The organism is Lachnobacterium bovis (assembly GCF_900111325.1).
Classification (GTDB): Bacteria; Bacillota; Clostridia; order Lachnospirales; family Lachnospiraceae; genus Roseburia; species Roseburia bovis_A.
In genome coordinates this window covers 29610-41763 of the sequence record NZ_FOGW01000008.1, presented here as the reverse complement: position 1 = coordinate 41763, position 12154 = coordinate 29610, and the positions used below count along the sequence as shown (strand labels likewise).

7 protein-coding genes are annotated in these 12154 nt (G+C 29.0%); 1 reads left to right on the top strand and 6 read right to left on the bottom strand.

Annotated features, from left to right (window positions below):
* Positions 1–13: 13 nt before the first annotated feature.
* Positions 14–397 (bottom strand): thioesterase family protein, encoded by a 384-nt coding sequence (locus tag BMY79_RS04125; protein WP_027422098.1) that lies wholly within the window; start codon positions 395–397, stop codon positions 14–16.
* Between the two features lie 425 nt (positions 398–822).
* Here BMY79_RS04125 and htpG point away from each other — a divergent pair, with 425 nt between their 5' ends.
* Positions 823–2877 carry a molecular chaperone HtpG gene (gene htpG / locus BMY79_RS04120; RefSeq protein WP_034230078.1) on the top strand — a complete coding sequence of 685 codons (2055 nt, stop codon included), beginning with the start codon at positions 823–825 and terminating at the stop codon, positions 2875–2877.
* A gap of 241 nt (positions 2878–3118) precedes the next feature.
* Here the strand turns inward: htpG and BMY79_RS04115 are convergent, their stop codons facing one another.
* Genes BMY79_RS04115 through BMY79_RS04095 form a run of 5 tightly spaced genes read right to left on the bottom strand, consistent with a single transcriptional unit; the run spans position 3119 to position 11960 of the window.
* Positions 3119–3652, bottom strand: coding sequence for a phosphatase PAP2 family protein (locus BMY79_RS04115; protein WP_022747731.1), 534 nt, complete (start codon positions 3650–3652; stop codon positions 3119–3121).
* Positions 3653–3680: 28 nt separating this feature from the next.
* Positions 3681–3944, bottom strand: coding sequence for a hypothetical protein (locus BMY79_RS04110; protein ID WP_022747732.1), 264 nt, complete (start codon positions 3942–3944; stop codon positions 3681–3683).
* Between the two features lie 53 nt (positions 3945–3997).
* A complete protein-coding gene (locus BMY79_RS04105; protein ID WP_027422540.1) occupies positions 3998–4624 on the bottom strand; it encodes a Maf family protein in 627 nt (208 codons plus the stop codon).
* Entirely contained in the window at positions 4621–8259 is a 3639-nt protein-coding gene (gene addA, locus BMY79_RS04100; RefSeq protein WP_074730467.1) for a helicase-exonuclease AddAB subunit AddA, read from the bottom strand. Before addA ends, BMY79_RS04105 begins: the two co-directional genes overlap by 4 nt.
* Positions 8259–11960 carry a PD-(D/E)XK nuclease family protein gene (locus tag BMY79_RS04095; RefSeq protein ID WP_074730466.1) on the bottom strand — a complete coding sequence of 1234 codons (3702 nt, stop codon included), beginning with the start codon at positions 11958–11960 and terminating at the stop codon, positions 8259–8261. Before BMY79_RS04095 ends, addA begins: the two co-directional genes overlap by 1 nt.
* Between the last annotated feature and the right edge of the window lie 194 nt (positions 11961–12154).

Sequence of the window (12154 nt, the reverse complement as noted above, 5' to 3'; positions counted from 1 at the left end):
TTTATCATAAAAATTATTTTTTACTGTCGGCTTTGTTTTGAAATTTAACTTTATCGACAATAAAACGTGAATGACTTCCTTTACCGATAACTCCTTTTTCATCACGCGCTTCGATTTCAAATTCAAGCGAACGATTATCGATGGCAACTAGCCTTGCCGTGCAAGTCACTTTCATTCCAACCGGACTTGGAGAGATATGAACTATGTCGAGTTTAGTTCCAACACTACTTTGTCCATTCTCTAGATGTCCAGCAATACAATTACAAGCAGCTTCTTCCATAAGAGCAATCATAGCAGGTGTAGCAAAAACTTCTAATTCACCACTTTTAAGTGCTTTAGCTGTATTATCTTTTGTTACAACTACTTCTGATTCGCCTATTAATTCTATATTTAACATAATAACTCCTCCTAATATAAACAAAAAATCTCTTCCATATTCTTTTTCCAATTCATCTTCCTAAAACTATATTAATATGAAAGAGTGGCCTCTACTTTCATATTAATTAATTCTGCTTGTATTGTAAACTAATATTTATAAACAAATAATTATTTTGAATATTCAAATGAATATTATGCATATTTATTTGTTTACAATGAATATTATATCATAATATATTCAAAAATCAAGTATAATATTCATATTTTGCATAAAAATATTAATATTTATTCATTTTATATTCATCTGATATTTTTTCTGTTAGCACTCATTTCAAAAGAGTGCTAATTTTCTATTGACTTTTTGTTTTTTTAGTTTTATCATCATATTGTATAAAAAAAGATAATAAACATATTAATATATTTTTGATAAAGGAGTCGATAATTATGAGTAACAACAAACATGGAAACTTATCTATTGATAGCGATAATCTTTTCCCTATAATCAAAAAATGGTTATATTCTGATCACGATATTTTCTATCGTGAATTAATTTCAAATGGCTGTGACGCTATTACTAAATTAAAAAAATTAGATATGATGGGCGAGTATTCTTTGCCAGCAGATTATAAACCTCAAATTCAAGTTTTACTTAATCCTGAAGAAAAAACTTTAAAATTCATCGATAACGGTCTTGGTATGACAGGTGAAGAAGTTGAGGAATATATTAATAAAGTAGCTTTTTCTGGTGCTACAGACTTTATTGAAAAATATAAAGATAAATCAAGTGATGATCAAATTATCGGACACTTTGGTTTAGGATTTTATTCAGCATTTATGGTAGCTGATGAAGTAACAATCGATACTCTTTCATTCACTGAAGGTGCTACTCCTGTTCACTGGAGCTGTGATGGTGGTACTGAATTTGATATGACTGATGGTACTAAAGACACTGTTGGTACAGAAATCACATTATATATGAACGAAGACTGTCTTGAATTCGTTAACGAATATAAGGCTCGTGAAGTAATCTCTAAATATTGTTCATTTATGCCAACTGAAATTTACATTAAAAATGTAACAGCAGCTGATGAATTTGAAGTAATCAATAAAGAAGATAAACTTGATACAGATACTGTAATTGAAGAAATTCATGAAGAAGCTAAAACAGAAGAAAAAACAAACGAAAATGGAGAAAAAGAAGTAGTTGAAGTATCTCCTGCAACTGATAAATTAAAAATCAAAAAACGTCCTGTACCAATCAACGACATACACCCACTTTGGGCTAAAACTCCAAAAGATTGTACTGACGAAGAATATATTGATTTTTACCGTAAAGTATTTAACGACTACAAAGAACCACTATTTTGGATTCATTTAAATATGGATTATCCTTTTAACTTAAAAGGTATTTTATATTTCCCAAAAATCAATACAGAATATGAATCAATTGAAGGAACTATCAAATTATATAACAACCAAGTTTTCATCGCTGATAACATTAAAGAAGTTATTCCTGAATTCTTAATGTTACTAAAAGGTGTAATTGATTGTCCTGATTTACCACTTAACGTTTCACGTTCTGCTCTACAAAATGATGGATTCGTTAAGAAAATTTCTGATTACATCACTAAAAAGGTTGCTGACAAATTATCTGGTTTATGCAAAACTGATAAAGAAAATTATGAAAAATACTGGGATGACATCAGCCCATTCATTAAATATGGTTGCTTAAAAGATACAAAATTCTGCGATAAAATGAATGATTATATCCTATTCAAAGATATTTATGATAAATATCAGACATTGCCAGAATTACTTAAACCTATAGAAAAAAATGACGACACTAAAGATTCTAACTCTGATAATAATGATAGTACTAAAGAAGAAGACAAACGCACTACTATCTACTATGTAACAGATTTGAATCAACAAGGTCAATACATCAACTTGTTTAAAGAGCAAAACATGAATGCTGTTATTTTAAATAGCACAATTGATACATCTTTTATCACACAACTTGAGCAACGTAACTCTGATTACAAATTTATGAGAATCGATGCTGATTTAACTGATACATTAAAAAATGACAATGAAGATTTATCAAATGAAGCAACAACTTTAAGCGAATTATTCAAAAAAGTATTAAATAAAGATAAATTAACTGTTAAAGTTGAAAGCTTAAAAAATGAAGAAATTGCTTCTATCCTTACTCTTTCTGAGCAAGGTCGAAGAATGCAGGATATGTTTAAAATGTATGCTGCAAACGGTATGGGTGCGATGGATCCAAATATGTTTGCCGCAGATGAGACATTAACACTTAATGCTAATAATGCTCTTGTTAAATACATTTTTGAGAATAACGACGCAGATGATGTTTCATTATATGTTGAGCAACTTTATGATTTAGCACGCATCACAAACGCTCCACTTAGTGTTGATGATATGACTAAATTTATCAAACGTAGTAATGATATCATGCTTAAAAATTTGCAAAAATAATTCTTTAAAATATATAAAATTGTTTTAAAATATATAAATATAATTCTTTGAAATATACTTTGAAATATACTTTGAAACTATATTAAAAGCTACATAAAAAAAGCCGTTGGATCTTGCTTAAATTTATAATAAGCATTTACCCTACGGCTTTTTTATATTTTTGTCATTATGACTTTTTAATTTTTTATTTTGAATGTTTCTTAAAAATGTTTTTAAAAATATTCTTAAAAATTACACATTTTTAATATAATTTCTTAAATGGATTTTTCTTACTTGTCTCAAAATACTCATTAGTCATTATAGCAATTATTGTTCCTAATAATAATCCACATAATACATCTGTTGGAAAATGAACAAAATTGTATAGTCGCGAAAAAGCTATAATAAGCGCAAATATTATGGCTATAATTCCATATTTCTTATTATTGCAATAAATAGTAACTGCAGCAACTATACCATTCAAACTGTGTCCTGAAGGAAATGAAAAATCTTTTGGATTCTTAATAAGTAATTTAACAGATTCATCTATCCAACATGGTCTCATTCTTTGTACACTGTTTTTAATTATTCCATTTCCGATTATTAACGCTATTAACATAGCAACTATCATTTGAATTCCGCACTTTCTCGTTTGCTTACTTATTAACAAAATACATGCAAGAATTATCCAAAATAATCCTGCGTTACCCATTGTCGAAACAATAACCATAATTTTGTTTAGTACAGTATTATGTATACCTTGTAAGAAATATAATATATCAAACTCCCAATTCACTGTCTTGCATTCACCACCTATTCAAAAGCTACCCTTCTACTATTAAAAATCTTCCATCTGGGAGTTCAAACACTTCACTTGCTTCTCTGATGTCTTCATCTGTCATGCCTGAAATATCAGTTCCAGCCTCATTAAAGTACTGCTTTACCTCCTTAAAATTAGCACAAACGATTGCCATACAATCTTCTAAAAATGCCTCAGCCTCTTCAGGCGTTTCTGCGACACTCTCTGAAAATAATTGTTCTTGATTTTCTAAAAATGTTTCTAATACTACTTCATCATACTCGTTCATGTTAAAGATTCCTCCGTAAGCTTTTATTTGTTGCATAGAAGCACCATGATATTCTACCACAAATAAAGATCAATTCCAACACTTTTTAATTCTTGATATAATTTACTTATTGGGAGTCCCACAACATTGTTATAATCTCCATGTATTTTTTCAATATAAATAGCGCATTTTCCTTGAATCCCATAACTTCCAGCCTTATCCATTGGTTCTCCGCTTGCAACATATCTCTCTATTTCTTTTTCGGACATTTTACACATTGTAACATCTGTTTTTTCAAAGAAATTATGAACTCCGGCTCTGCCTTTTTTATCTATAAAAACAAGACTCACTCCCGTGTAAACTTCATTGGTATTTCCTTGAAGCATTGCAAGGGTATTTTTGGCATCTTGTTCATCTTTTGGTTTCCCTAAAATCTTTCCATCAAATGCCACAACTGTATCTGCACCAATGACTAAAATATCTTGTGGAGTTGTCAACTCTAAATGAGATAAATTATATTCATTTAGCATTGAAGCCACTTCTAATGCTTTTTGCTGTGCTAATTCGACAACAACCTCACTTGGCTCTTTTTTAGTAATAGTTTCTTCTCCTTTAGCAGGGCAAACTTCAAATTCAACTCCTATTTGCTCTAATAATTGTCTTCTTCTTGGTGAATTAGATGCTAAAATAATTTGACTCATACTTTTATAACCTTATCTAAACAAAATGAATAGATTAACCTTTCTGTCTTTTTCAATGTATCTTGTTGCACATTAAATACTCTATTTAGTGCTATTTCGTATAGTTCTAACTGTTTAGCATATCGTTTAATCAGCTCTTGTTCATTTGCAACTTTATCTGTTTTATAATCAAGAAGCATAATTTTTCCATCTTCTATCCAGAAAACATCGATAATACCTTGCACTAAAGCATCATTATACAACATAACAAATGGTTTTTCACAATATAATTTACCCTCTTTATCTGCTTTTGCCATTTTTAATGCACATTTGCTGCTTAAAAACTTGCAAATACCTTGCATATAAATTATATCAATATCCTCTTTAGACATTAATTTGTGAGCTAAAATTCTCTTTATTTGAGCCTCTAAAAAGCTTTTAATCGTTCCATAAGAATAATCCTCTAAAACTAATAATTCCTTAAAATTAATGCATTGTAATAATCTATGCACAGCTGTTCCTCGTTTGGCTCCAAGATTCTCACTAGCTTCATTTTGTTCAATAAAATTAGGAATTCGTTTATTCTCCTCCACATCTTTTTTTATAATATCTAAAATTGGAGTTTCTTCACCTATTTCATTTTCAAAGGCTTCGACCATTGCTTGTTTTTTTATTTCTGAAACAGAATATTTTATTTTTTTATCAATATCCTCTTTAAAAGGATATTCATACTCTATTTTATCAGCAACACATGCCATATCATCTGGTTCAAAATCGTTTATTGTATTCTTTAAAGTCATCTCGTCCATTTTATTTTCTGCAATTTCTTCAATTGTCTCTGTAACAAGATCTTCTTGAGTAATAATATCGATATTATAATTATGATCACTCAATCCATTATACGATAATACTGCTGGTACAATCCAATTTAAATAATTTTTAGCCTTATAACGAGTATTATAATCTAAAAACATTCCTTCTTTGGCTTGTCCCTTAACTTCCTTGATAAAATCCTCATACGACTTTGATAAACATCCTGTTAAAATCAGCTTTTCTTTAGCTCTTGTAAGTGCTACATAAAGAATTCTAAGTTCCTCTCCAAGATTATCTTTTTTTATTTTCTCGTTAATCATTTTTCTCCTAAATGACTCTCTCTTATATCGAGGAGTAGCTCCCATTTCTTGTATTCCAAGACCTAATTTTTGATCCAAAACAACTATCTGTTTCGAATCTTGATCATTAAATTGTTTATCTAAATTAGAAACAAATACAATTGGGAACTCTAATCCTTTACTTTTATGAATTGTCATAATTTTCACTTCATTAGAGTCCTCGCTTGATACATCTGCCTCACCAAAATCTATTTCATATTTTTTCATTTGCTGGATAAATCTCACGAAATGAAATACACCCTTATAACTTGTGTTTTCGTAGGCAATAGCCTTTTCTAAAAGCATCTTTAGGTTTGCTTCTCTTCTATCTCCTGCTGGCATAGCTACTACATAATTTAAATAATTAAATTCATCAAAAATCAACTGAATTAATTCATGTGTAGAAGTATCAACAACATGGTTTCGTATTTTTATATATTTTTTCCAAAAATTATACAATTTATACTCAAGTGATTCACGCTCAAATTCTTCGCCTTGTTTTGCTTTTTCTAACAAATCATTACAATATTCTACAACAACATAAGAAAATTGTGGTTTTTTCATTGATATTCTAAGTTCTGCAAGTTCATCATCATAAATACCTGCAAATTCTGACTTTAATACAGTTACCATTGGAATATCCTGATATGGATTATCCAAAATCATCAAAAATGCAAGAACCGTTTGAACTTCTTTTGCTGAAAAATAACCAGTTCGAGTCTGCATTGTTGTTGGAATTCCATTATCCAAAAGTACTTTAAGAAAATCCTGTCCAGCTGTTGTACTTCTAAGCAAAATAACAATATCAGAATATTTTACTTCTCTTAACTGATTTGTTTCTTTATCAACTACTTTGTGCTCTTTAACTAATTTTTTAATCCTATTTGCTACCATTTTCGCTTCAACAACAATTTTAGAATCCTCTGATTCTTTGGCACCTTCAAAAAGCAATATTTCTGGTTCATTTCCTGTATTTTCGATATAATTAGCTCCACAATTCAATGAAGCAGCCTTGTCATATGTTACATTTCCTAAATCAGCATTCATAATTTTTTTGAAAATATCATTAACAAATGTAACAACTTCTATTCTACTTCTAAAGTTCATTGCCAAATCGATTCTCTGCTCTTTTGCCTCTTCGCCCACTTTGAAACGATTATATTTATCCATAAATAATTCAGGCTTAGCCTGTCTGAATCTGTAGATACTTTGTTTAATATCTCCTACCATAAATAAGTTGTGCCCACCTACCGCATTTTTAGAAATTGCAGTCAAAATAGCTTCTTGAAGGTCATTACTATCTTGGTACTCATCAATCATTATTTCATGAATATTAGCTTGATACTGTCTAGCAACATCCGTAATTTCTTTTGTTTCCTCGTTTACAAGAATCTTTAAAGCAAAATGCTCTACATCACTAAAACTCGCAACATGCTTATCCTGTTTTGCTTTTTCATATTCCTCCACAAATTTAAGAGTAATATCAACAATGGTACTTACAAAAGGTGCTATTGTTTGCATTTGTGTAACAACAGCATCTATCGATAAAGCAAAGTAGTTTTTTTTAATTGCTTCAATCTCGTCCTTCATACTTTTTCTAATTTTATTTAATGCATCTTTTTTGAATTTCACTTCATCAGATGCTTTTCCACCTGGCCACCTGCAAAAAGAGTTACTTTTTATGATTTCTCTCATTTTTTCAAAATCATCTATTTCTATAGCCTTTTCATAAAACGCCGCATCGTGCTCTAAAACATCTGTAACTTTTTGTAAGGCATCATATTCTTTAGACTCTTCTACACATAATTTAGTTTTATTTAAAAAGTCTCTTAGAGTATTTTTTGTATTTTTTAAAATACTATCAAATAAATTAGATGTCATGATTTCTTTTATTTTTTCTTGTGAATAATCATCTTTTAAGGAAACAATCCACTCTTTAGGCCATGGATTACTCTCTGCTTCATTAGCAATTTGCAAAATAATATCCCTTATCGCTTTATCTTTGTTTCCATTTGTATAGGTATCAATCAGATTTAAAAAATCTTCATTTTTTTCTTCATAATACTCTTCAAAAAGTTTATCAACTACATCTTGTTGAATTAATTTAAGTTCACCTTGATCTGCAATTCTAAAATTAGGTTCAAGATTGATTTCTCCAAAATGATTTCTTACAATACTATTACAAAAACTATCGATTGTTGTGATATTTGCATTATGAACTAATGTCAATTGCTTCTCCAAATTCAAATTCTCAGGATCTTTTTCATATTGCTTATCAATAGCTTTTGTTATTCTTTCTCGCATTTCAGCTGCTGCTGCTTTTGTAAAAGTAACAACTAATAATTTATCTATATCAACAGGATTTTCTTTATCCGTAATGATTTTAATAATTCTTTCTACCAAAACAGCGGTTTTTCCTGAACCAGCTGCTGCAGAAACTAAAATATCTCTATCCCTATAATCAATAACTTTTTGCTGATCTTTGGTCCATTTTACCTCGCCCATTAGTTGTCACCTTCTTTCTCTTTATTTTCTGGTTCTTTGTTTTCTGGTTCTTTGTTTTCTGGTTCTTTGTTTTCTGATGTTTTATTTTCTAACACTTTACTTTCTTCCGCTAACATAAGACCTTTTTCCTGTTCTAAGAATTTCTTAGAATCATATTTCATCTGCTCAATATCAACTTTCATTTTCTCATAAATTTCATCATTTTTCATTTTTGTAAGATTTCTTGATTTAAAACCTATAATTGATTTATCATATCCACAAATAGAACTAAATGGACAATATGAACAACTAGGAGAGGTCTTACTATCCGCATCTATTGGATTAACTTCTATCTTACCATTTAAAATGTCTTGACTATTAACATTTATAAAATTCTTTACATACTCACACAACACTTCAAGGTTTTCTTGTGATGTTGCAGAACTAGTACTTGATAGATTACCATCCTTTTTATAAGAAAATGGCGCGACTTTTGAACCTGATTCACAATTAAGATCAAATGACTCTATTACATCTTTATCATCGTTTAAAAGTCCATTTGGTTTTAAAGCTTTTAAAATATCATCTTCAAGTGCCTTTGAGGCTTCTTCTTTGTTGCTTAGATCAATCTCACTTTCATTAATTTCTATTCTTGGATCATCTATATTGTAGTAAAGAATTCCACCTGGAATAACTTGGAAATTATCATATTTTTTTGCATTAATTTCCATTGCGGAACTAAGATATACAACCAATTGTAACTGTAAACCTTCATATATCTTAACCAAATCAAATTTTTGTTTACCAGATTTATAATCTATTACCTTTACATAAATCTTGTCATCATTTTGAGCTACATCGATTCTATCAATTTTACCATTTAATCTAATTCTCTTTTCTTCGCTAAGTGCAAAATTGATTGCATCAATATCATCAGTTTGACTAAAAGAAATCTCTAAATCCTTTGGTTCAAATTTACCACTCTTGATTTGATAAGTTAAAGCCCAAATTGTTTGACGCAATACTCTTTTCATTCTATCTACAACATGTCTATTTTCAGCCGAATCAAATATTCCAATGTCTTCATAGTTTAAAACTGCCTCTTCTAATGATAAATCTGACCACTTATTACGCATTTCATCCGAAATAGATCGCCACGAAAAATCCGATTCTTCTATCTTATCACCATAACGTTTTAACGCATCATGATATATATTTCCTATATCGAGCGAACGGAATTCTGCTTTTTCACGCTCCTTTAAAAGCAAACCATATTTTAAGAAATGGCTATATGCACATGCCACAAATTTTTCTAATCTTGTCACTGACATGCTTATTTTTTTGCCATATAACGCCTCTGCAACAAGTTTACTAATTGGTTCATTAAAATATCTATAAAATTTAGCTCTGAAAAAGCTATCCATTATATCGTTTTCATCCATTAAAGATTTACATAATGTTAACCATGTAGTATCTTCATAATCCTGATTATGCACTAAAAACTCAATGGCTGTTTTCATTGTAGAAAACTCTTTATTAATCTTTTCATCAGACATTGCTATTTCTTCTAATTCAGGAAACATCTTTTTAATTGTCGCAACAAAATAAGATGGTCTTACTGGATTTGATTCAGCATCATTTGTATGATAAGAAATATATAATTTATCTGTTGGTTTTGTAATATTTAAATATAGATAATACTTTTGAATAAAAAACTGATCCCTTGTACTAGGTGCAAGTTCCATTTCAAATTCATCTTCAAGCACACTTCGTTCAAATTGAGAAATAATTCCGCCTGAAGAAGCAGAAACTGGAATAATTCCATCATTTACACCGATAAAAATCAAACATTTTACGTTATTTAACCTAGTTCTTTCAATATCACCTATAATAACCCCATCTGCTTTTGCCGGAATAGTTGCAACATTAGCTGATTCAAAACCTGCATCTAATATCTCTTCAAATTCCTTAGTTGTAACGATTTCATCACCTAACAAATCTGCTATTTTTTCAAATAAATCAATAACTATATTATATATTTGTCCATATTCTTTGGCTCTGACTAAATCTCCAGCATCCTCATACTCTTTAGCCTTATTTTTTAATTTTTCCTCAACACTAAGAGTATCACATAACTTAAACAATTCTGTTAACTGTTCCTTGATGTTGTTTTTATTTTTTTTCAAAAAGCATTCCTTAAGTGGAAGAAAAAGATTATAAATATACTTTCTAATATCATTTAATTCCGATAATTTATAGTTGAAATATAATTTTTCATCATTTTCATCAACTGTTATTGAATTTTTAGGCATATATGCCCATCTTTTTTTCCATTTAGAAGCATTATTAACCCCAGTAGCTAATGCATAATTATCTAACACATCTATATCTTTTGTAGATAAATCACTAAATCCGCATCTTAAAAATCTAAATACCGCTTCATAGGAATAATTTGTTTTAACAACCTCAATTGCCGCTCTTATCAACTCAATAAATGGCTGGAATAAGATTTTTTTAGTTTGATCAATAAAATATGGTATTTCATATTTACCTAGGACTTCTTCCACATAGTTAGAATATACCTCTACATCACCTGTAACTATTGCAAAATCTTTATATCTATATCCTTCATTTCTAACTAATTTATTTATTATGCAGCAAGCATTTGCAAGTTCAGAACGTGGTGACTGACATACAAACATTTTAATTTGTGAATTTAATTCTTTTTGTTCTTGCGATATATCTTCATTTTCTTGTATAACAATATTTTGTTCCTGCTTAGGCTCTAAATTACCGTCACTAGATGAAAATTTATGCGAATGATGTCTAAATAAATTTTGTTCTAAAAATCTAAGCTCATTCGAATTTATAAATCTATTTTTATTGTTATCTTCAATGCCTAAAAGAATAGTTTCTTCAACGTTTATATTATTTTCGCGTGCCATGTTTAGTAACTTACTAATAGATTTTTTAGGCATATTAAATAAATCTTGAATTCCAGAAGTGTGCAAATAATCTTCTTTAGAATCAATCGTAAAAGAAACTGTAATTTTATCTACAATTTTTAATAACTTTCCAATTAATTTATTCTGACTTGGTGTAAATCCAGTATAGCAATCTAAAAAGATTTCTGAATTTTTTAATATTTCAGATTTATCCGCATTATACATAAGCTTTGATAAAACATCTTCTGTAGTTATATACTTTCCCTCTAAGTATCTATAAAATCCATTATATAAAACCAATATATCAGATAACTTTGATTTTAAAACTGATTCATTTTCCATTCTAGATATTAAATTTTCTAATGTATCAGGTGTAACTTGATACTGCATAAACTCAGATAAAATTGATTTGATTTTTTCTATGTAACCAATTTTATTAATATTTGGTGCAAATACTGTTAAGTTTTTCTTTTCTTCTTGAGCTACCTTTCGAAGAACTAAGCTTTTCCCTGTGTCTTCTAATATTCTAATATTGTTTATACCAAGTTCATCAAAAATTCTATATGCTAATCTATCAAAACTTAATACATCTATATTCATAATTGCTTTATTATTAGTAGCTTCCACAATCTCTTTTTGGGTAGCCATAGTAAATTGTTCTGGAACAATAATAAGATAATTTTTATTTATATTTTCATTGGCTTCTTTGATAATTTTTTTATACATAAAAGTTGTCTTGCCACTACCTGAATTCCCTAAAACTAATTGTAAAGACATATTTATTCTCTCCATTTTTTATTTTTAACACTATAAATTGTACGTATAAATAACTAAAATTGCAAGTCACAAAGAACACTTTACTTATAAATATAAAAGCTCAAAATTATTAAAATGTATATTTAAAATTTTTTTAAAAAGCATTTAAAAAGGACCTCTATAAAAGAGATCCTCTTAAAATATTAGAATAACAA